The following is a 20,910-nucleotide window of genomic DNA, read 5'->3' on the forward strand; positions in this document are numbered from 1 at the left end:
GATAAAAAGCAGTGTAGGAATGGAGGATGCCTCCACTCTTACACTGCTTATTTTAGAGGTGAAAACGAATGGGAAAAGCTGTACGTGTTTTTACTTGGGGTGTATGTATCGTTTTATTGGTTGCCGTTTTATATGGAGGTTACTTATACCAGGCAACCGTTAAACCTTTCAATTCCCAAGATAACACAGTGATTAATTATACAATTGAGCCTGGAACAACAACGAAGAAAGTTAATCGACAGTTAGCAGCGTTTGGGCTGATTAAACATCCGAAAATGGCCGATTTACTTGTACGTCTTCATGATTGGTCTCATATCCAAGCGGGAGAGTATGAGTTAACACCATCAATGACGCTTGAGCAAATGTATCAAAAATTTGAAAAAGGGCTCGTCGTGGAACCCGATAGTGTTAAAGTGACAATCCCTGAGGGGTATGATTTAGAATACGTCGCAGCGAATGTATCACCACTGGTTTCCTTGACTGCGGAAGACTTATTAACCGAGTGGAAAAATTCAGAGTATATAAATCAGCTGATTAATGATTATTGGTTTTTAACCGAGGATATTTTAAAAGACGGAATAAAATATCCACTTGAGGGGTATATTTATCCGATTACTTACTCATTTTCAAAAGGAGCATATACCGTGGATGAACTAACACGTCAGATGCTTGATGTGACCCAAAAGAAACTAGATCCTATCCGTGAATTATTTGAAACGAGCCCCTTAAGTATACATGAGGTTATGTCTTTAGCATCCGTTGTTGAGGGGGAGACCCAAAACACGGAGGAAATGCCAATGGTAGCGGGTGTCTTTTTTAATCGGATCAATTCGGGAATGTACTTACAAAGCGATATGACGGTTTTATATGCATTAGATGAACATGCGGTACGAGTGACAGAGGCAATGACACGTGTGCAATCACCGTATAATACATATGTGACGCCAGGTGCACCTATTGGACCGGTGAGCAATCCATCGATTGATGCCGTTAAGGCTGTCTTACAACCGGTAAGTCATTCTTATTTATTCTTTATAGCGGATATGTTTGGTTGTGTGGACGGGAAAACCCACTTCTTTGAAACCTATGAGGAACACATGAATTTTTATCGCGCATATCTACTCCCTTCATATGAGGCAGGGACAAATGTATGTCGACAGCAGTAAGGAGAAGAAGGTAATGAATGAACAATTATTACAACTTATGAGTCGTTTTAAGACCATTATTCATGATGATCTTTCAATTGAAATGAAAAAGTACGCTGAGGATCATCACGTACCAATCATTCAGGAACAAGGCCTTGAATTGATGCTTCAATTGTTAAGAATTAAAAATCCGTCAGCTATTTTAGAAATTGGAACGGCCATTGGGTACTCCTCACTTATGATGGCTAGACATTTACCACATACGAAAATTGTTAGTATTGAGCGAGATCCTGTTCGTTATCAAGAAGCAGTGTCTTATCATGAACGCGCGTCTATTGGAAACCAGGTAGTTTTAATCGAGGCAGATGCACTAGAAATTGAAAATAATCAACTTCCTATATTACAATATGATGTGATTTTTATTGATGCGGCTAAAGCGCAGTATCAAAAGTTTTTTGAAAAATATGAACCTTTATTGAAAGAAGATGGAATGATTATTAGCGATAATTTAATCTTCCACGGTCACATTTTTGATAATCAACAAAAGCAAAGTCGAAATTTGAAACAGTTGGTTCGTAAGATTAATAGATACAATGAGTGGTTAGCACAACATGAAGGGTATGATACCTTATTATTACCAATTGGAGATGGCGTTGCCATTAGCATGAAGAAAAACAGAGAAATTTTGAAAGAACACTGCTAGTTTGCGGTGTTTTTTAGTGAATAAGTCAGTATTCTAAACAAAATAAGCCAAAATAAGTGCAAAAAAAAAGTAAGTAGTTTATAATCATAGATATGCATCTCACATTTGTTTTAGAACAAATTTATGTTGAAAAGTAAGATGCGGGAGAAAATTGTGTTCCTAATGATGTGTGATTCATGATGTTAAAAGAAGGAAGGGGTAGAGGTTCTTTTGCCCTTATAATCATCATGAAAGATCTGATATGGAAAACAAAGATGAAGTTGAAAGTTAGTATAATAAAGTGAGTTGATAAGATGAAAAAACCAGAGTTAGTTGTGACGCCTCATCATTTTGATGAGATTGAACCCTTAATCGAAGCCGGTGCGGATGCGTTTATTATCGGTGATGAAAAGTTTGGGTTGCGTTTAGCAGGTTATTTTAATAAAGATGAATTATATGAAGCGGTTCAATTAATTAAACGTCATCATAAAAAGGTTTACGTAGCTATTAATGCGATCATGACCAATGCCCTATTGAAGGAATTGAGAATCTATCTTGAGGAGCTTAAAAAATGGGAGATTGATGCTTTACGCTTTTCGGATCCTGGGGCATATATGCTTGCTAGGGAAATTATGCCTCACATGACACTACACTGGAGTAGTGAAACGCTTGGAACAAACTATTTTACAGTTAATTACTGGTATGACCGTGGAGTAAACCGCACGATTTTAGCACCTGAAATTATGAAGCATTCGGTTATTGAAACTAAAGATCATGCGAAAGGTGAGATTGAAATTTTAGTACATGGTGCTATTTGTATGTTTCAATCGCGACGCCATTTAGTTGGAAATTACTTGAAGTTCCAAGGGCAAATCGTTGAAAAGGTTCAGTCACGTGAGCAAGGGTTGCAACTTTTTGATCCAGAGCGCCAACTATATTATCCGGTATTTGAGGATGGCCAAGGTACACATATTTTCAATGGAAGTGACGTGTGTATGATCGACGACTTGGCTGAGTTTATTGAAGCGGGTGTAGATGCTTTAAGAGTGGACGGAATTTTAAAATCTCGTGAATATTTATTGTCGGTGACACAAGCTTATCGTTTTGCAATCGATTTATTTTGTGAGGACCCAGCAAAATATAACCAAGTGGGACGCGCATTGTATAAAAAAATGGAAGAAATTCAACCGGTATCTCGATTACTTGATCGTGGCTTTTTCTATAAACCGTCAATTTATAAAAATAAATAGAGAGAGGAGTACGTAATTATGGCAAGACAGAAGGTATCAGCCATCGTGGATGGAAAACGTGTGATTGTAAAGAAACCGGAGTTACTCGCGCCAGCAGGTTCCCTTGAAAAGCTTAAGATTGCAGTTGTATATGGGGCCGATGCTGTTTTTATCGGTGGGCGAGAATTCGGACTACGTTCAAACGCTCAAAACTTTTCATTAGAAGAAATTCGTGAGGGCGTAGAATTTGCCAAGCCATATGGAGCTAAAATTTATATTACAACGAATATTATTGCTCATAATGAGAATATGGAGGGGCTAGAAGAGTATTTAACTGCACTTGGAGAAATTGGTGTGGCAGGTATTATTGTAGCGGACCCATTAATTATTGAAACATGTAAACGAGTGGCACCAAATGTTGAGGTTCATTTAAGTACGCAACAATCAACAATGAATGTTATGGCAGTTAAGTTCTGGGAACAGGAAGGACTTCATCGTGTTGTATTAGCTCGTGAAACGACAAAGGAAGAAATTAAAGAGATTATGGATCAAACAGATGTTGAAATTGAGGCATTTGTTCATGGTGCCATGTGTATAGCTTATTCAGGGCGTTGCACACTATCTAATCATATGACTGCCCGTGATTCTAATCGTGGAGGTTGTTGTCAGTCTTGCCGTTGGGAATACGACCTTGTAAAAAATGAAGGTAATGAGATGACACATTTATTTAATGAGGACGAGATTAAGTTTGCCATGAGTCCAAAAGATTTAAATTTATTACGCTCAGTTCCCGAGATGATCGAGCTAGGGATTGATAGTTTAAAAATTGAAGGGCGTATGAAGTCGATCCATTACGTTGCTACCGTAGTAAGTACTTACCGTAAATTAATTGATTTATACTGTGAAGATCCGGATCATTTTGTGTTTGATGAAGACTTATTAGTGGAACTCTCAAAATGTGCAAATCGCGAAACTGCGCCGGCCTTTTTTGAAGGAATTCCGTCTCATGAGGAGCAAATGTTTAATAATAGAGATGAACATCCAACCCAAGAGTTTATTGGATTAGTCCTTGATTATAATGAACAAACACAAGAAGTTACACTTCAACAGCGAAATCACTTTAAAAAAGGTGAAGTCGTTGAATTTTTCGGTCCTAAAATTAAGACACAGGTTATGACGATTGAAGAATTATTTGATGAACGTGGTGAGGCGTTAGAAGTAGCTAGGCATCCAAAACAAGTGCTAAAATTCAAGGTGCCTTTTAAAGTTTATAAAAACGATATGATGAGAAAACACGTTAAATAATAAAAAAGCCATAGTTAAAAACTATGGCTTTTTGTCAAGATATTCCGAGGATTAAAGACAGAATTCGGTAAAAATATTGTTGAATTTTGAAAAAAGATAGTGTATACTACGTATTTGGAATTGAAAGATGTTGAATAGAAAATACTAAAAAAAAGATAGGATATTTGATTCTCTGATTAGAAAATCGGTCCAATCTTTTTTTAAAAATATTGTTATAAATGAGGTAGAGAAAGATGAATAAACCATTAATTATTGGCGTTGCTGGAGGAACAGCTTCAGGTAAAACAAGTGTTTCACGTATTTTATATGACGCTTTTTCAGATCGCACGATTACATTGTTACGACAAGATGATTATTATAATGATCAAAGTCATATGACCATGGAGGAAAGAATTAAGACAAACTATGATCATCCTCTTTCAATGGACAATGAATTACTTGTCACACATTTAAAAAAGTTAATGCTTGGTTATTCAATTGAGAAACCTGTTTATGATTATACTCAGCATACACGTAGCGACGTGACTGAAAAAATTGATCCAACAAAAATTATTATTGTGGAAGGATTATTTGTTTTAGAAGATGTGAAAATCCGTGAATTATTAGATATCAAAATCTTTGTAGAAAGTGATGATGATATCCGATTTATTCGACGTTTATTAAGAGATACAACAGAACGTGGACGTACCATTGACTCAGTGATTGCTCAATATATAGAATCCGTTAAACCAATGCACCAAGAATTTGTTGAACCTACGAAAAAATATGCGGATATTATTGTACCTGACGGTAAAACTAATGCAGTAGCTTTAGACTTACTAATTACAAAAATCAATAGTATTTTAAGCGCATAGAAAGAATGAAAAAATTATAAACTACTTTTTAAAATTGAAAAAAATAGTATGATTTATCCTTAAAATGGAATAATAAATAAGACATTAACTTAACAATTGTACACCTCAATTTGATTAATGGTATAATATTTACTAAATTATGAAGTTCATGTATAATATATAGTTGAAATAATCAATCTTACTGGTTTCAATTGATTCGGAGGAATTTTTAATGAAAGAAAAACAACAACATTTAACCCTTGAGGGGATTAAAAAGTTTCAAGATGAATTAGATCACCTAACGCAGGTGCGAATGGAAGAAATTAAAGTTAAGTTACAAGAAGCACGTGCTCAAGGGGACCTTTCGGAAAATGCTGAGTATGATGCTGCACGTGAAGAACAAGCAATGGTTTACGAGCGCATTCAAGAATTACAATATATTTTAAAGAATGCCGTTGTTATTGAATCGGATGAAGGAAGCGACGTTATTACGATTGGGTCAACGGTAACATACCGCGATGATGCAACAAAAGAAGAGGTAACATATAAAATCGTAGGTAGTGCAGAGGCCAATCCATTTGATTTAAAAATTTCAAATGAATCACCTATTGCACAAGCATTAATGGGAAAACGTCAAGGTGACACGGCAGTTGTTTCTACACCTAAAGGTGTCTTAACGATTGCAATCGTAAATGTCCGATAAAACCCGAGCTGCCTCAAAGCAGCTCTTTTTTATTAAATTTTAAAAGGTGGTTGAAAATCATGACAATTGCAATTATTGGTGCAATGGAAGAAGAAGTGGCATTATTACGTGATGCAATGGAAGTTGAAGAGGTTAGAACAATTGCTCATGTAGAATTTACAAAAGGAAAATTAAATCATCGTGAGGTTGTATTGTTAAAAAGTGGTATAGGGAAAGTCAATGTCGCCATTGCGACAACATTACTATTTGAACATTATAATATTGATTATGTAATTAATACAGGATCAGCGGGGGGGTTACATGAGGAAGCAAATATAGGAGATGTTGTGATTTCAACAGGAACATTATATCATGATGTAGATGTCACTGGATTTAATTATGCCTATGGGCAGGTCCCGGGAATGCCCGCAATTTATGAATCGAATGTTTCATTAGTGAAAAAAGTGGAATCTATTCTGGATAAAATCGGGAAAAATTATTGGTTAGGAACAATTGGAACAGGTGATTCTTTTATTAATCGTTTAGATCAAATGGAATTGATTAAAAAAAATTGCCCGTCTGTGATTGCAATTGAAATGGAGGCAGCAGCTGTTGCACAAGTTTGCCATCATTATGAAAAACCTTTTATAATTGTTCGTGCGTTATCAGATATTGCCGGAAAAGAATCACATATTTCTTTTAATGAGTTTCTAACAGTAGCTGCGAAAGAATCTTCAGAGATGGTATCTGAACTTGTATCAATGATTTAAATTAGGGGAAACAATCGCCATTTAAATGCGATTGTTTTCTTTTCGGTTCCTTGGATGAAAAATAATATTTGGTTCATAATAAAGTGAAGTGAAAAGAGGAGTGATAATTAATGATTGTTGTTTTTGGCGGATCCTTTAATCCTCCCACCATCGCACATTATGAAATAGCAATGCACATTTTAAAACAAAACTTCTGTAAAAAATTCTATTTTTTACCGGTGGGGGACGCTTATCCTAAAAGAGGGTTAATTACGGCAAAGCATCGAGTTGCGATGTTAGAATTGTTGTGTGAAAAATTACCACAGGCTTCTGTATCTTTAATCGAAGTTCAGTCGGAAAAAGTGTTGACGACCTATGAAACATTAAGTCAACTACAAAAAAAATATCCAGAAGAGGAGATTGCCTTTATTATCGGTGCAGATAATTTAAAAGATTTACCGAACTGGTTTCAGTATGAACAACTTATGAAAACATTTAAATTAATTGTCTTTAAACGTGATGATATTGAGGTAAATCAACTGATTAGTAATCAATTCCCATCTTTTAAAGACCGTTTTATAGTTCTAGATGCTTTTCATCAACGTGATATCTCATCAACGATGTATCGAGAAAACCCTAATCGTACCGATTTAGTATTGGAATCAGTCGACGATTATATTAAAAGACATCAATTATATGGAAGAGGTGAATAATTCATGTTTTATCATGGATTTTTAAAAGTGGCGACTTCATCGCCGAAAGTTTCAGTAGGAGATCCGATGGCAAATGTAGATGTGATGTTAAGGGCGTTACAAGTAGCCCAAGATCACCAAGCAGGAATTTTAGTATTTCCGGAGCTATCTATTTGCGGATATACTTGCCAAGACTTATTATTTCAAGAATATTTATTGCAAGATGTTAAAACGGCCATTGAACACTTATTAATAAATAATCCGTTTGAAGGGGTGTGCGCGGTCGGGGCACCAATTTCAATTCATAGAAATTTATATAACTGTGCTATTGTCATCCAAAAGGATAAGATTTTAGGAATTATTCCAAAGTTTTATCTTCCAAATGACATGGAATTTTATGAAGAGCGTTGGTTTACACGCGGGTATGAAATTGTTAAACATTATGATGAAATCGAGTTTTTAGGTCGTAAAGTTCCATTTGGATCACTTATTTTTGATCATCATCAATCAGGAATTTCATTTGGTGTAGAAATTTGCCAAGATTTATGGGTTCCCTCGTCTCCAAGTCAACGTTTAGCGTTGAATGGAGCAGACGTTATTTTAAATTTATCAACGAGTAATGAGGTTTACTTAAAAAGTAAAACTCGTAAAGATTTAGTTCGTATTCAAAGTTTAAAACTTGCTGCAGGTTATATTTATTGTTCATCTGGGGTGTACGAGTCAACGACGGACGGGGTCTTTGGTGGCCATAGTTTAATTTCCCAGAATGGAACATTATTAGCTGAATCAGACATGTTTTCACGCGAAGATTTAAATGTTATGTTTGCTGATTTAGATATTTCTAATATTCAGTTTGATCGTCGTCGCTCGTCTTCTTTTAGACAAAGTGCAGAAGATAATATGGATTATATAAAGCACATTCCATTTAATCTTGTTGAAAATAAACACTATAAATTTGAACAAACCATTGATTCTACTCCATTTGTTCCAAAAAATGATTTAAAAGATGCATTTGAAGAGATGATGAATATTCAAATGGCAGGATTAGCTAAACGAATTGAGCACACTAAATTGGATAAAGTTTTAATTGGTGTATCTGGTGGGTTAGACTCAACTCTTGCTTTATTATTGGCGGCTAAAACATTTGACCTCCTTGAGATACCACGTAAAAATATTATGGCTTATACTATTAGAGGATTCGGAACATCTCAACGAACAAATCAAAATGCTAACCAATTAATGAAAGTGTTAGGAGTTACACATCATGATATTGATTTAAGAGAATCTGTCCTATCTCATTTTGAAACAATTGGTCATGATCCTAAAGAAATTGATATTACTTACGAAAATGCACAGGCTCGCGAACGGACTAATATTTTAATGAATTTAGCGAATAAAATGAATGGTTTAGTTTTAGGAACGGGAAATATGTCCGAATTAGCCTTAGGGTGGTGTACTTATAATGGAGACCAAATGTCTATGTATGCAATTAATGCAGGGATTCCTAAAACACTAGTCAAGTTTATGGTTAAACAGTTTATGTGCCTTCAATCAGAGGAATTAACAATGAATGAAGAAGATGCAAAATTATTGCAAGAAACATTGGCCGATGTGTTAGATACTCCGATTTCACCAGAATTAATTGACACGCCACAACATACGGAAGAGATTATTGGTAAATATGAAATTCATGACTTTATTTTATATCATATGCTTAATAACGGGGATACAGAAGATCGTATTTATCTCTTAATGAAAGAAGCATTTAAAGACGAGTTTTCTGAAGAAAAATTATTAGAATATTTACAGATTTTCTATCGTCGTTTTTACTCTCAACAATTTAAACGTTCAGCTATGCCGGACGGACCTAAAGTATTAGATATTTCTCTTTCTCCACGGACGGATTGGCGTATGCCATCAGATGCAGACTATCGTCGTCGACTATAGGAAAAAGGGGATACTTATCCCCTTTTCCCGTCTTTAGTTTTTAATAAATTCACGGTACAGTTTTAAAAGTGCGCGCTTTTCAATTCGTGAAACATAACTTCGGGAAATTCCGTAGGAGTTAGCAATTTCCTGTTGTGTTTCTTCTTGATGATGGCCAAGGCCAAATCTTCGAACAATTATATCTCGTTCACGTTCGGTAAGTTGATCTAAGTTTTTTTCGATTTTTTCCAAATCCATTTGTTGAATGACAACGTCATTAATACTCATACCATTATCTTTGACAACGTCAATGAGACAAATTTCGTTTCCTTCTTTATCAAAACCAATCGGATCATATAATGAAACATCGTTTCTTGATTTCTTGGATGAACGAAATAGCATCAGGATCTCATTATCAATACAACGTGCAGCATAAGTGGCTAATTTTGTTCCTTTATCAGGTGAATAGGAGTCAATGGCTTTAATAAGACCAATGGTACCAATAGAAATAAGGTCTTCTTTATCATCGTTTTGATTTTGATACTTTTTAACAATGTGAGCTACTAGTCTTAAGTTATGTTCGATTAACTTCTCACGTGCCTCTTTGTCTCCGTTAGCCATTTGTTCAAGATAATATTTTTCCTCCTCAGCTGTTAATGGGCTAGGAAAGGCCTGGTTATTAATCGCACCAACTAATGGTACAAGGTTTGAGAAGAGTGAGGCGATAAATTGAAACAAAAACATAAGCAAGAACCTCCCTCGTGGATTGACTTAGTAGATTATATGCGTAACTTTCTGTCGATAGACTTAAAACTATTGTGAATTTATGATAAAATGAAATGAATACGCAGAAAAATGTCATTCGATTTTGTGGTCAATAGTATTGAAGTATGAAAGGGGAGTTTTTTTTGATTCGTTATTTTGTAGCAGATGAATATGTAAAAAATATATTCCAAATAGATTTGATGAAATTAAAGGAAGATGGAAAGCGTGTTATCTTAACGGATCTTGATAATACATTAGTAGGAGCAACTGTTAAAGCTCCAACACCTGAAATTTTGAAATTTTTTGATGAGGCAAAACAGTTAGGATTTGAGGTTATAATTGTATCGAATAATAACAAAGATCGTGTCGCATACTTTGCAAAAGATTTAAAAATTAAAGCTGCTCATCATAAGGCATTGAAACCATTAAAAGTTAAATTGAGCCGAATTTTAAAACAATACGATCGCTCACAAGTCGTAATGATTGGAGACCAATTGATGACGGATGTCTTAGTCGCTAAACGTCTTGGTTTATATATGATTTTAGTCGAACCCGTACATCTACATTCGGATGAAAGTTCGACGAAGCTAAATCGTCAACTCGAAAAGCTTGTCGTGAAAAGGCTAAAGAAACGTCAATTACCAACTCCACCGTATTTAGACTAATATCGAGGAGGATTTTATGGAAGAATTAAAATGTATTGGTTGTGGAGCAACCATTCAAACAATAAATTCTAAGGAGATAGGTTATACACCTAAATCAAGTATTGAGAAAATGGATCGGCAATTCATTTACTGTCAACGCTGTTTTAAATTAAAACATTATAATGAAGTACAAGATGTTTCATTAACAAGCGACGACTTTTTGAAAATTTTACAAAAAGTTGGAGAATCAGATGCGCTTGTTATAAATATTGTTGATATTTTTGATTTTTCAGGAAGTATGGTTGCAGGAATATCGCGTCATATTAATGGAAATGATATTTTATTAGTAGGAAATAAGGTTGATTTATTGCCTAAATCAGTAAATAAAACGAAACTAAATCATTGGATGAGACGCTCATTAAAGGAAATTGGATTAAAGCCACTAGACGTTGCATTAGTAAGTGCTGCAAAAGGACTAGGAATAGATGAGTTAATGGAAATGATTGAAAAATATCGTAAAGGACGAGATGTTTATATTGTCGGTTGTACAAATGTTGGAAAGTCAACACTTGTGAATCGCATTATTAAACGATTTACGGAAGAACGAGAAGATGTTATAACAACATCTCATTTTCCGGGGACAACATTAGATATTATTGAAATTCCTCTCGATGAAAAAACATCAATTATTGATACTCCGGGGATTATTAACGAACACCAATTAGCTCATTATGTCTCACCTAAAGTTTTAAAGGAAATTACTCCTAAAAAGGAAATCAAGGCAGGTGTCTACCAATTAAATCCGCAACAAACGCTATTTATTGGCGGATTAGCCCGAATGGATTTCGTCAAAGGGGAGCGTACTTCTTTTATTACTCATTTTTCAAATGCCTTGCATATTCATCGTACAAAATTAGAAAAAGCAGATTGCCTATGGAAAACGCAGGCAGGAAATGTTTTAAAACCTATCGTTGAAACATCGAACGGTGTTGCTCCGATGGAAAAACATGTGTACCACATCGGGAAAGAAAAAACGGACCTCGTTATTTCAGGCCTTGGATGGATAACGTTAATGGGAGCAGGTCAGCAGATAACGGTCTATGCACCAAAAGGTGTCGGTGTATTAGTTAGACCATCATTAATTTAAAAAAACTAAATGATACGTAATCTGCTTTGTCTACAGGGGAAGATAGCTTTAAAGGACGGTATAATGAGGCTTAGTAAGAGAGCCAATTAATCATACGTAGTTTATTTATTAATGTCAGATCTTCTTATTTTTATAAAGCATATTGAGGACGATATAAATAAAATAATAAGAAAAAATGAAGAGGTGAACAGAATGTTAACAGGAAAACAAAAGAGTTATTTAAAAGGTCTCGCACATACAATGCAGCCCATTATTCAAGTAGGAAAAAATGGGGTTAATGATCCCCTAATTAAAACGGTGTATGATGCGTTAGAGGCACGTGAATTGATTAAAGTTTCGGTTTTACAAAATTGTTTGGAGGAACCGAAGTCAATTGCAGAGGAGATAGCGTCGGTGATTGAGGCTGAGGTTGTTCAAGTAATTGGAAAAACAATCGTTTTTTATAAAGAGTCGAGTAAAAAGAAACAGATTATTTTACCGAGGTAAGTGATGAAGTTAGAAGAGTTAAAACAACAAGTTAAAGGGCAGCTGCCGAGTAAACGGTATGAACATACGTTAGGTGTTGTATCAACGAGTGAAAAATTGGCGATGCAGTATCAGGTTTCATTAGAATCTGCACAACTAGCAGCTTTATTACATGATATTGCAAAATATTTATCAAATGATTGTTTGAAGGAAAAGCTTGAGTCGGCAAATGAAACCGATTATTTAAAGTATAGTCCGTTGGTGTGGCATGCTCCCGTAGGAGCCATCATAGCCCGAGAGGAGTACCATATTGAGAATTTGGATATTTTGAATGCAATTAAATATCATACAACAGGACGTCCTAACATGACAACGCTTGAAAAAATTATTTTTTTAGCTGATTATATTGAGCCGGGGCGGACACAACCTGGTGTTGATTCTATTCGTGAGTTGGTCCAGCAAGATTTAAATATGGCGGTTGCTAAAACGTTGGCGGATACTGTCGCCTATTTAAGCCAGAAGTCAAAAGCGGATATTCATCCAGATACGTTAGCAGCGTATGAATATTACTATCAGTATTTATAATGGAGTTGATTAATATGGAAATTTTAGCGCAGTTTGTAAAAGCTTTAGATGATAAACACGCAGATGATATTGTTGTTTTGGATATGAAAAATCATTCCCCAATTTATGATTATATGATTATTACAACGGCTAAAAATGATCGTTTAGCACAAGGGATTATTCGAGAATTAAAAGATTTAGATGGGATTAGTCAATTAAGCCTAAAGCATATTGAAGGGGCACATCATGCCGAGTGGGTGTTAGCTGATTTCGGAACAATCATTGTTCATGTTTTTACGCCAGAAACCCGTTTAGAATATAATTTAGAAAAATTATGGGCAGATGTTCCACGTGTGAATGTGGAAGGGATGTTAGTCTAATGGCATATGAGGCATTTTCATATTACTATGATATTTTAATGCAGGATGTTCCTTACCATAAATGGATTGCTAAAACGAAGCAATATTTACCACATGGTAGTTCCATATTAGATGTAGGATGTGGAACAGGGACGATCTCTATCCTTTTAGCGAAGGAAGGGTATCAAGTGACAGGGATTGATTTATCAGAAGAAATGCTGTCCTTGGCGTATGAAAAAACGTTGGCAGAGGGACTAGGTATTCAATATGTTCAACAGGATATGTCACGCTTAGAAGGATTTAGTGGGTTTGACGGTGCTGTTATTTATGTTGATTCTTTGAACTATTTAAAGAATGATCGAGAGGTTTTTCAAACATTCTGCCATCTTTATGAAAGTTTAAAAGACGGGGGCATTTTAATCTTTGATGTTCACTCGTTATTTAAGGTAACAGAAATTTTTCAAGATTATCTTTTTGCAGATACAAATCCTGATTTAACTTATGTTTGGCACGTTTGTGAAGGAAAATATCCGTATAGTATTGAGCATGAATTAACTTTCTTTAAACGTGAAGGGGATCGTTACGAACGTTTTGAAGAAACTCATTATCAACGGACATTCGCGATAGAAGAATATGTGCAATGGATGGAAGATATCGGATTTAAGGTTTTAGAAATTTCTGCCGACTTTTTAGATGAAGCACCGACTGAGGAAAGTGAAAGAATAATCCTCGTTGCTCAAAAATAAAGGTGATACAATCATTGAAATATATAAACGACCGGACTAATATCGGTGTCTCCTCTTTGAAGGATTTGAAAGAAATAACTTTCAAATCCTTTTTTTCTTCACTCATTCTGTTCGTTTCAGACATGTTCTTGTAAATAAAGAATCTTATTTTCATAAATATAGAAATAATTATTAATTTAAGTTTATAGGCAGTTTTTAGGGTCGGATTATTTATTTTTTTATAATATATATAGTGGATAAATTATCCATTTTTATTTCGATCAGGGAGTGAAGAAAATGTCAAACTATACAAAAGATAATAATGATAGAAATTATTGCCGCCACGAATCAGAATATTGTTGTCCTGATCAATATGGTTGTTGTATCGTATGCCCATGTGAGGGACCGACTGGACCACGGGGACCACGAGGAGCAACGGGACCGCAAGGAGAACCTGGGCAAAGAGGACCACAAGGACCTCGAGGGTTAACAGGGCCTCAAGGTGAAGCAGGGGCGACTGGGCCAACGGGACCAACAGGGCTACGAGGTGAACAAGGACCACGAGGGTTAACAGGGCCTCAAGGTGAAGCAGGGGCGACTGGGCCAATGGGACCGACAGGGCTACGAGGTGCACAAGGACCACGAGGGTTAACAGGGCCTCAAGGTGAAACGGGAGCGACTGGGCCAACGGGACCACAAGGACTAAGAGGTGCACAAGGACCCCGAGGGTTAACAGGGCCTCAAGGTGAAACGGGAGCGACTGGGCCAACGGGACCACAAGGACTAAGAGGTGCACAAGGACCCCGAGGGTTAACAGGGCCTCAAGGTGAAACGGGACCGACTGGACCACAAGGGCCGACTGGACCGCAAGGACCAACAGGGTTACGAGGTGCACAAGGACCTCAAGGTGAACCGGGAGCAACCGGGCCAACAGGACCACAAGGAGCAACCGGGTTACGGGGTGCACAAGGACTGCGAGGGTTAACAGGAGCAACCGGGCCAACAGGACCCCAAGGAGCACCTGGACAAAGGGGGCTACAAGGATCGCGAGGGTTAACGGGAGCAACCGGACCGACTGGACCGAGGGGAATTGAAGGACCACAAGGACCTCAAGGTGAACCGGGAGCAACCGGGCCAACAGGACCACAAGGGGCAACAGGGTTACGAGGTGCACAAGGACTGCGAGGGTTAACAGGAGCAACCGGGCCAACAGGACCACAAGGAGCACCTGGACAAAGGGGGCTACAAGGATCGCGAGGGTTAACGGGAGCAACCGGACCGACTGGACCGAGGGGAATTGAAGGACCACAAGGACCTCAAGGTGAACCGGGAGCAACCGGGCCAACAGGACCCCAAGGAGCACCTGGACAAAGGGGGTCGCAAGGACCGCGAGGGTTAACAGGAGCAACGGGACCGACTGGACCGAGGGGAATTGAAGGACCACAAGGGCCGACTGGACCGCAAGGGCCGAGGGGAATTGAAGGACCGCAAGGACCTGAAGGGTTACAAGGGGAACCTGGGTTAACGGGAGCAACTGGACCGCAAGGGCCGAGGGGAATTGAAGGACCGCAAGGACCTGAAGGGTTACAAGGGGAACCTGGGTTAACGGGAGCAACCGGACCACAAGGGCCAAAAGGTGAACTAGGAGCAACGGGACCGACTGGACCGCAAGGACCGAGGGGAATTGAAGGACCGCAAGGACCTGAAGGGTTACAAGGGGAACCTGGGGTAATGGGACCGGAAGGAGAAAGAGGGTTCACAGGAGCAACCGGGCCGCAAGGACCAGAAGGACCACGAGGGTTAACTGGGGCAACAGGCCAACAAGGTGAAAGAGGATTAACGGGACCAACCGGACCCCGAGGACCACAGGGACCCCGAGGACCCCAAGGAGCGCAGGGACAACAAGGGCCCCAAGGGCCCCAAGGACAGCCTGGGCCTCAGGGACAACCGGGACCTCAGGGACAATCTGGGGCAACAGGCCAACAAGGCGAAAGAGGATTAACGGGAGCAACGGGACCGACTGGACCGCAGGGACCAAGAGGAGTGCAAGGACCAACAGGGCCAAAAGGTGAACTAGGAGCAACCGGACCAACTGGACCCCGAGGGTTAACCGGACCAACCGGACCAAGTGCAATTGGAGCTGTACACTACGTTTTAAATCAGCCAGACTTTACAACAGGAGGAAAAGAAATTGACAATGGGGCATCGATTGATGGATGGCAACTTATTTGGAATGGGATTTGGGAGTATCCGTGGATTAGTTATAATGAAGAGACGGGAGTCTTTACTTTAACGAAACCAGGTGTTTATTTACTGTCCTCAACCATTCAACTTTATCCACATGGCTCATTGAATCCGGGATATCCTATTGCAACAGGATTTTCAACGTATGGTTTAGCATTAACGTTTACGCGGTCAAACGGAGGTCCGAGTCCATTGGCGGCACCTTATAGTAATTACGCTTGTGAAGATGATTCACATTCAACTCCTGTTTTAAATGTGACCTATTGTTTTTATGTCATGGATGAAGAGGTTAACTTCAGCGTTGTGAATACGACTCAACGGGTAATCCGGATTGTCAATAGTCAAGAATCTGGTTCTGCGGGTTATTTGTCAATTGCTCGTTTATCCGATTCTGCCCTCATGTAGAACTGTTTGGCAAAACTATCTTCTGATGAAAAAGGAGATAGTTTTTTTATTTCTCAAAAAGGAAATGGCTAAAAATTAGCGTATATTAAAAAGAGGTGATTTAATGAAGAAACAATTAATAATCATCGGTTGTTTACTGATAGCGACAGGGTTACTCTTTTTTATGAAACGGCCGGAAGAAAGTCAGGAACTCCCACTAGCCAGCTTTGAGGAGGTAAGTGAAGAGATAGAGCCCACTCCCCCCATACTAGAGCCACTTGTTTATGTCGTTGATTTAAAAGGTGAGGTGAAAATCCCTGGAATTTATGAAGTGGAATCGACATCCCGTGTTCACGATGTCATTGAGTTAGCAGGGGGGTTCTTAGAAACAGCGAATGTGAATGCGGTGAATTTAGCAGAAAAAGTAAGGGATGAGATGGTCATTTATATTCCCCATATCGATGAACCTTTGCCACAAGCGGAAAGAGTAAATGAAACCGAAGGAGAAAAAAAGGTTTCCCTCAATCAAGCCACGTTAGAAGAATTTCAAACGTTACCGGGGATTGGTCCTGCAAAAGCGATGGCCATTATTAATTATCGGGAGGAATTTGGGATGTTTAACTCAGTGGATGAATTAACGAATGTGAGTGGAATTGGGGAGAAAACATTAGAAAAGTTGCGTGATTATCTTGAACTTTAAATTTCGACACCATTTCATTTATATTGTTTTAATTATTATTGTCGCATTATTAATAAAGGAAGGCGTTTTTTTGCTCCTTTTTATTGGTTTTGTCTATTTTAAACGATTTCCTAAGACATACTGGATTTATTTCCTTATTGGCGTGATCGCTGTGATTTATGTTGAATTTTCCTTACTAGCTCTCCCTCGGGTTTCAAAGACCCCCCTTTATATTGAACAGGCGAAAGTGCTCGAGGTTAAAAAACAGAGTTCAACAAAGCAGACGGCAAAGGTTTGGACGGAATCGGGCTGTTTTTATTTAACGCTTCAGGCAGCATCTCCTAAGCTTTTGCCAGGGGATTGGATTGAGGTAAATGAGGAGGTTTCATTTGTAGAGGAGCCTCGGGTATTTCACGGGTTTGATTTTAACGCTTATTTACAATCGAGCGGGATGGGAGGGACGATTTATTTAGACGAAACACGGGTGATTGCGCATGAGTGGAGCCCAAGGCAGTATCAACGTCAAGTCGCCGATTGGGTGAAGGAGCGGTATCCGTCTCGGACGGCCACTTATTTACAAGCTTGGTTTTTGGGGATTCGTGATGATTTGGATGAAGAGATGAGTGAGAGTTATTCGAATCTTGGAATCATTCATTTATTTGCGGTTAGTGGGCTTCATGTTGGATTATTGGTGGGAATGGTAGGGTATTTATTCAAACGATTAGGGATGATTTCAGAGTTGTCTGATGCTTTGCTAATGGTGTTGTTGATTGGATTTATGTGCTTAAGCGGGGCGAGTCCATCTATTGTCCGAGCGGGAGGGATGGCTATTTTGATGCGCTTAAATCAGCGTTTGAGGTGGAAGTTCTCATCTTTAGATGTATTCTCACTTGTTTTTTTGGTTAATTTCATCGTCTTCCCTTTGCAGGTTTATCAGACCGGATTTATTTTTTCTTATTGGCTCACGTTTTGTTTAATTGCCACGCAATCAATTATGAACCGATTAAAGGGTAAGTTATCGTTTGCGCTTATCCCGTTGATTGCTCAGCTCTCGGTCTTACCGATTCAATTGTTTCAAAGTTATGAACTTAACGTCGCGAGTTATCTAGCTAATCTTTGTTTAGTCCCGTTAGTTAGTGTTTTCTTAATCCCCCTCTTGCTTTTAGTTTTAATCATTCCTCCGCTTGCGACCTTAAGTGAGGGGCTCCTGGCCTTATTTGAACAACTCGTCGTAGTTAGCGAACAGGTTTTAAACGTGAGGTGGATTACGGGACGTTTAAGTTTAACGACGGTTGTTTGTGTGATTTGCGGATTATTTATGGTTGGGTGGTTATTAGAACGGCCAAGGGGGGGGTGGCAAGCACTTTTTGTTTTAATCGTGATAGGCGTCAGCCTAGAAAGTATTCGTTTGTTCAATCATCCCCCTCAGGTGACCTTTTTGGATGTCGGGCAAGGGGATAGCACGATTATTCAGTCCCCTTATCAGTCGTGTACGACGGTCATTGATACTGGAGGTAAAATCTCATTTACAGGGGAGAAACAACCTCTTTTTGAGCGAACATTAGAACCGTATTTACTCGGCGAAGGGGTTCGGGAGATTGATTATTTGATTTTGACGCACGGTGATTTTGACCATGTGGGAGAGGCCGCCGCATTACTGAAGCGATTTAAGGTGAAACGCTTAGTCGTGCCAAAAGGATCAACGAGCGATACCTTAAAGGAAATTATTCAGTTAGCCACTCAAATGGGCGTACCTGTTCTATCGCCTAATCGAGGAGATGAAGTTCGGTGTGGCAATCAGGTTATGACATTTTTACAATCGGATTTAATGCCAAAAGATGAAAATGATGGATCGCTTGTGATGAAGGTGCAGTTAGATGACGTTGATTTTTTATTGACGGGGGATGCGAGTGCACAGGTTGAGGCGGAGATTATGAGGCAATACCCTCAGTTAACGGCCGATATTTATAAGGCGGCGCACCATGGATCAAAAACGTCAAATTCTGCTCCTTTTTTACAACAAATTAAACCGCAATTAACGATTATCTCTAGTGGAAAGAATAATCGATATAACCATCCAAGCCCGGAAGTGTTAGAAACTTTACAGCAGTTAGAGATTCCCTCATTGAATACCCAACATCAGGGAAGTATCCAAATCCGCATAAAAAATAAAAAACCTTCCGTTCGAGTCGCCATTCAAGAATCTTAAATTTTAAAAATTAGAAAAACCCCCTAATTGTTTTTTTTAATGATAACTTTAAAAGAAAAATCTAATGTATAAAAAATAAAGAATGAGGAAATGGTCTAAAAATATTTCGAATAGATGAAAGAATAAAAATAAAAAAATTAGACAATTCTCTAAAAATAGAGTTTTAAAAAATGGTTGAACAAATAAAACGGGAGATAGCTAGTTTTTTTAGAAGATATCTTGAATGAAGAGGAGCAGATAAAGAGGATAAAAATAAAAAATTAGACAATTCTTTAAACGTATATTTCAACGTTTCTAGCGTTTAATAGACTAAAACCTCTTATTTTTTAAAATAGGGATAGAAAATCAGGAATTTACTTCGTGATTTATGCTAAAATAAGGGCGAGGTGACAGAATGGCAATTTATACGATTCTCGGTGAACAGGCTGTTTTATGTGAGAAGAAGATACAAGAATTACTAAACAAGCATCAAATCAAACCTTTCGATACGATTTCTTATGATATGCGAGAAACGACCGTTCAAAAGGCAATTTTTGATTTGCAGACCGTGGCTTTTTTAAGTGATAGAAAGGCAATCATTATTAAAAATCCAACGTTTTTAACAGCAAAAGAGGGAAAGACCGATCAAGCGCATGATTTAACGGTCCTCACAGACGTATTAGAACATCCTAAAACGGATAATATTTTGATTATTTATGCTCCGTACGACAAATTAGACGACCGAAAAAAATTGGTAAAACTCTTAAAGAAGAAAACGGAAGTATTTACGTTTGAAACGTACTCTGAGCAATCATTAAAAGAATGGGCGAAACAAAAATTAGAAAAAGAAGGCATTACGTGCGAATCTGATTCATTAGATTTATTGATTAAGTTGACGCATGCTAAAATTGATATGCTTTACCAAGAGATTGAAAAAATTAGTCTTTATTTTATGGAGGCCTCTTCTAAGGAGTTGACCTTAGAGGTTATTCATTTATTGGTGGCAAGACAGCTTGAAGATAATGTGTTCTTATTAACAGATGCGCTCGTGAAGCGAAACATTGAAGAGGCGTATTTGATTTACGAAGATTTGATGACTCAAAATGAAGAGCCGTTAAAGTTACTCATCTTAATCGCGAATCAGTTTCGACTCATGGCGCAAGTGGTGGAGTTGAGTCAGAAAGGGTACCGCGAAGCGGATATTGCAAAGACGTTAAATGTTCATCCATACCGTGTGAAATTAATTCATGGCCAGTCCCACCGGTTTAATCCCGAGGTTTTAAAAGGGTATTTGCTTCAGTTAGCCGATCTTGATTATAAGATTAAAACCGGGGTATTAAATAAAGAACTCGCCCTTGAAATTTTTATCCTTAATCTATAATTGATGAAAATGAAAAGGCTTTGAAAATTTTTTCATATTTTTCAGTCAAATTTCGATACATAATTACCTCTTTTGTTGTATAATATTTCAGGACAAATTAAAAAATACTCAGTCAGAGGTGA

The 20,910-nt window shown here is 38.0% G+C and carries 20 protein-coding genes; 19 read left to right on the forward strand and 1 reads right to left on the reverse strand.

Annotated elements, in window-relative coordinates:
- Positions 1-68 precede the first annotated feature (68 nt).
- The 9 genes from mltG (at position 69) to AC6I0I_RS05415 (ending at position 9,264) form a co-directional block, all read left to right on the forward strand.
- Positions 69-1,166, forward strand: a complete 1,098-nt coding sequence (gene mltG / locus AC6I0I_RS05375; RefSeq protein ID WP_262953750.1) for an endolytic transglycosylase MltG — start codon at positions 69-71, stop codon at positions 1,164-1,166.
- Between the two features lie 13 nt (positions 1,167-1,179).
- Complete coding sequence (locus AC6I0I_RS05380) at positions 1,180-1,848, forward strand: O-methyltransferase (protein WP_262953751.1); 669 nt, start codon at positions 1,180-1,182, stop codon at positions 1,846-1,848.
- A 293-nt stretch (positions 1,849-2,141) separates the two neighbouring features.
- On the forward strand, positions 2,142-3,077 hold the full coding sequence (locus tag AC6I0I_RS05385) for a peptidase U32 family protein (RefSeq protein WP_262953752.1): 936 nt from the start codon (positions 2,142-2,144) through the stop codon (positions 3,075-3,077).
- Between the two features lie 18 nt (positions 3,078-3,095).
- A complete protein-coding gene (locus AC6I0I_RS05390) occupies positions 3,096-4,361 on the forward strand; it encodes a peptidase U32 family protein (RefSeq protein ID WP_161832524.1) in 1,266 nt (421 codons plus the stop codon).
- Positions 4,362-4,594: 233 nt separating this feature from the next.
- Positions 4,595-5,215, forward strand: coding sequence for a uridine kinase (gene udk / locus AC6I0I_RS05395; protein ID WP_161832525.1), 621 nt, complete (start codon positions 4,595-4,597; stop codon positions 5,213-5,215).
- Between the two features lie 211 nt (positions 5,216-5,426).
- Positions 5,427-5,897 carry a transcription elongation factor GreA gene (gene greA / locus AC6I0I_RS05400; protein WP_161832526.1) on the forward strand — a complete coding sequence of 157 codons (471 nt, stop codon included), beginning with the start codon at positions 5,427-5,429 and terminating at the stop codon, positions 5,895-5,897.
- Positions 5,898-5,956: 59 nt separating this feature from the next.
- Positions 5,957-6,646, forward strand: coding sequence for a 5'-methylthioadenosine/S-adenosylhomocysteine nucleosidase (gene mtnN, locus AC6I0I_RS05405; RefSeq protein ID WP_161832527.1), 690 nt, complete (start codon positions 5,957-5,959; stop codon positions 6,644-6,646).
- 110 nt (positions 6,647-6,756) lie between these two features.
- A complete protein-coding gene (gene nadD, locus AC6I0I_RS05410) occupies positions 6,757-7,338 on the forward strand; it encodes a nicotinate (nicotinamide) nucleotide adenylyltransferase (RefSeq protein ID WP_161832528.1) in 582 nt (193 codons plus the stop codon).
- A 3-nt stretch (positions 7,339-7,341) separates the two neighbouring features.
- Positions 7,342-9,264: an NAD(+) synthase gene (locus AC6I0I_RS05415; RefSeq protein WP_161832529.1), complete on the forward strand. Its 1,923-nt coding sequence runs from the start codon at positions 7,342-7,344 to the stop codon at positions 9,262-9,264.
- 33 nt (positions 9,265-9,297) lie between these two features.
- Here the strand turns inward: AC6I0I_RS05415 and sigK are convergent, their stop codons facing one another.
- The gene (sigK, locus tag AC6I0I_RS05420) at positions 9,298-9,987 is read right to left on the reverse strand and encodes an RNA polymerase sporulation sigma factor SigK (RefSeq protein ID WP_161832530.1); all 690 of its coding nucleotides are present in this window, start codon (positions 9,985-9,987) and stop codon (positions 9,298-9,300) included.
- Between the two features lie 164 nt (positions 9,988-10,151).
- Here sigK and AC6I0I_RS05425 point away from each other — a divergent pair, with 164 nt between their 5' ends.
- From AC6I0I_RS05425 to holA, 10 genes are all read left to right on the forward strand, one after another.
- Positions 10,152-10,673 (forward strand): YqeG family HAD IIIA-type phosphatase, encoded by a 522-nt coding sequence (locus AC6I0I_RS05425; protein ID WP_161832531.1) that lies wholly within the window; start codon positions 10,152-10,154, stop codon positions 10,671-10,673.
- A gap of 16 nt (positions 10,674-10,689) precedes the next feature.
- Positions 10,690-11,799 (forward strand): ribosome biogenesis GTPase YqeH, encoded by a 1,110-nt coding sequence (gene yqeH / locus AC6I0I_RS05430; RefSeq protein WP_161832532.1) that lies wholly within the window; start codon positions 10,690-10,692, stop codon positions 11,797-11,799.
- Between the two features lie 192 nt (positions 11,800-11,991).
- Complete coding sequence (gene yhbY, locus AC6I0I_RS05435) at positions 11,992-12,285, forward strand: ribosome assembly RNA-binding protein YhbY (RefSeq protein WP_161832533.1); 294 nt, start codon at positions 11,992-11,994, stop codon at positions 12,283-12,285.
- A 3-nt stretch (positions 12,286-12,288) separates the two neighbouring features.
- Positions 12,289-12,849 (forward strand): bis(5'-nucleosyl)-tetraphosphatase (symmetrical) YqeK, encoded by a 561-nt coding sequence (gene yqeK / locus AC6I0I_RS05440; RefSeq protein WP_161832534.1) that lies wholly within the window; start codon positions 12,289-12,291, stop codon positions 12,847-12,849.
- Between the two features lie 14 nt (positions 12,850-12,863).
- Positions 12,864-13,208 carry a ribosome silencing factor gene (gene rsfS / locus AC6I0I_RS05445; protein WP_161832535.1) on the forward strand — a complete coding sequence of 115 codons (345 nt, stop codon included), beginning with the start codon at positions 12,864-12,866 and terminating at the stop codon, positions 13,206-13,208.
- Positions 13,208-13,933, forward strand: a complete 726-nt coding sequence (locus tag AC6I0I_RS05450) for a class I SAM-dependent DNA methyltransferase (protein ID WP_161832536.1) — start codon at positions 13,208-13,210, stop codon at positions 13,931-13,933. The genes rsfS and AC6I0I_RS05450 overlap by 1 nt, the downstream gene beginning before the upstream one ends.
- 276 nt (positions 13,934-14,209) lie before the next feature.
- Entirely contained in the window at positions 14,210-16,561 is a 2,352-nt protein-coding gene (locus AC6I0I_RS05455; protein WP_497993659.1) for a collagen-like domain-containing protein, read from the forward strand.
- Between the two features lie 103 nt (positions 16,562-16,664).
- Positions 16,665-17,240, forward strand: a complete 576-nt coding sequence (locus tag AC6I0I_RS05460) for a helix-hairpin-helix domain-containing protein (RefSeq protein ID WP_161832698.1) — start codon at positions 16,665-16,667, stop codon at positions 17,238-17,240.
- On the forward strand, positions 17,230-19,428 hold the full coding sequence (locus tag AC6I0I_RS05465) for a DNA internalization-related competence protein ComEC/Rec2 (protein ID WP_262951041.1): 2,199 nt from the start codon (positions 17,230-17,232) through the stop codon (positions 19,426-19,428). Before AC6I0I_RS05460 ends, AC6I0I_RS05465 begins: the two co-directional genes overlap by 11 nt.
- Positions 19,429-19,822: 394 nt before the next feature.
- Entirely contained in the window at positions 19,823-20,788 is a 966-nt protein-coding gene (gene holA / locus AC6I0I_RS05470) for a DNA polymerase III subunit delta (RefSeq protein WP_161832700.1), read from the forward strand.
- Positions 20,789-20,910: the final 122 nt, after the last annotated feature.

The sequence above is a fragment of the Turicibacter sp. St.80E1 genome (assembly GCF_059728495.1).

Bases quoted from the DNA above. Each gene is read 5' to 3' on its own strand.
- mltG (WP_262953750.1), top strand. From the start codon at position 69: ATGGGAAAAGCTGTACGTGTTTTTACTTGGGGTGTATGTATCGTTTTA.
- AC6I0I_RS05380 (WP_262953751.1), top strand. From the start codon at position 1,180: ATGAATGAACAATTATTACAACTTATGAGTCGTTTTAAGACCATTATT.
- AC6I0I_RS05385 (WP_262953752.1), top strand. From the start codon at position 2,142: ATGAAAAAACCAGAGTTAGTTGTGACGCCTCATCATTTTGATGAGATT.
- AC6I0I_RS05390 (WP_161832524.1), top strand. From the start codon at position 3,096: ATGGCAAGACAGAAGGTATCAGCCATCGTGGATGGAAAACGTGTGATT.
- udk (WP_161832525.1), top strand. From the start codon at position 4,595: ATGAATAAACCATTAATTATTGGCGTTGCTGGAGGAACAGCTTCAGGT.
- greA (WP_161832526.1), top strand. From the start codon at position 5,427: ATGAAAGAAAAACAACAACATTTAACCCTTGAGGGGATTAAAAAGTTT.
- mtnN (WP_161832527.1), top strand. From the start codon at position 5,957: ATGACAATTGCAATTATTGGTGCAATGGAAGAAGAAGTGGCATTATTA.
- nadD (WP_161832528.1), top strand. From the start codon at position 6,757: ATGATTGTTGTTTTTGGCGGATCCTTTAATCCTCCCACCATCGCACAT.
- AC6I0I_RS05415 (WP_161832529.1), top strand. From the start codon at position 7,342: ATGTTTTATCATGGATTTTTAAAAGTGGCGACTTCATCGCCGAAAGTT.
- sigK (WP_161832530.1), bottom strand. From the start codon at position 9,987: ATGTTTTTGTTTCAATTTATCGCCTCACTCTTCTCAAACCTTGTACCA.
- yqeH (WP_161832532.1), top strand. From the start codon at position 10,690: ATGGAAGAATTAAAATGTATTGGTTGTGGAGCAACCATTCAAACAATA.
- yhbY (WP_161832533.1), top strand. From the start codon at position 11,992: ATGTTAACAGGAAAACAAAAGAGTTATTTAAAAGGTCTCGCACATACA.
- yqeK (WP_161832534.1), top strand. From the start codon at position 12,289: ATGAAGTTAGAAGAGTTAAAACAACAAGTTAAAGGGCAGCTGCCGAGT.
- rsfS (WP_161832535.1), top strand. From the start codon at position 12,864: ATGGAAATTTTAGCGCAGTTTGTAAAAGCTTTAGATGATAAACACGCA.
- AC6I0I_RS05450 (WP_161832536.1), top strand. From the start codon at position 13,208: ATGGCATATGAGGCATTTTCATATTACTATGATATTTTAATGCAGGAT.
- AC6I0I_RS05455 (WP_497993659.1), top strand. From the start codon at position 14,210: ATGTCAAACTATACAAAAGATAATAATGATAGAAATTATTGCCGCCAC.
- AC6I0I_RS05460 (WP_161832698.1), top strand. From the start codon at position 16,665: ATGAAGAAACAATTAATAATCATCGGTTGTTTACTGATAGCGACAGGG.
- holA (WP_161832700.1), top strand. From the start codon at position 19,823: ATGGCAATTTATACGATTCTCGGTGAACAGGCTGTTTTATGTGAGAAG.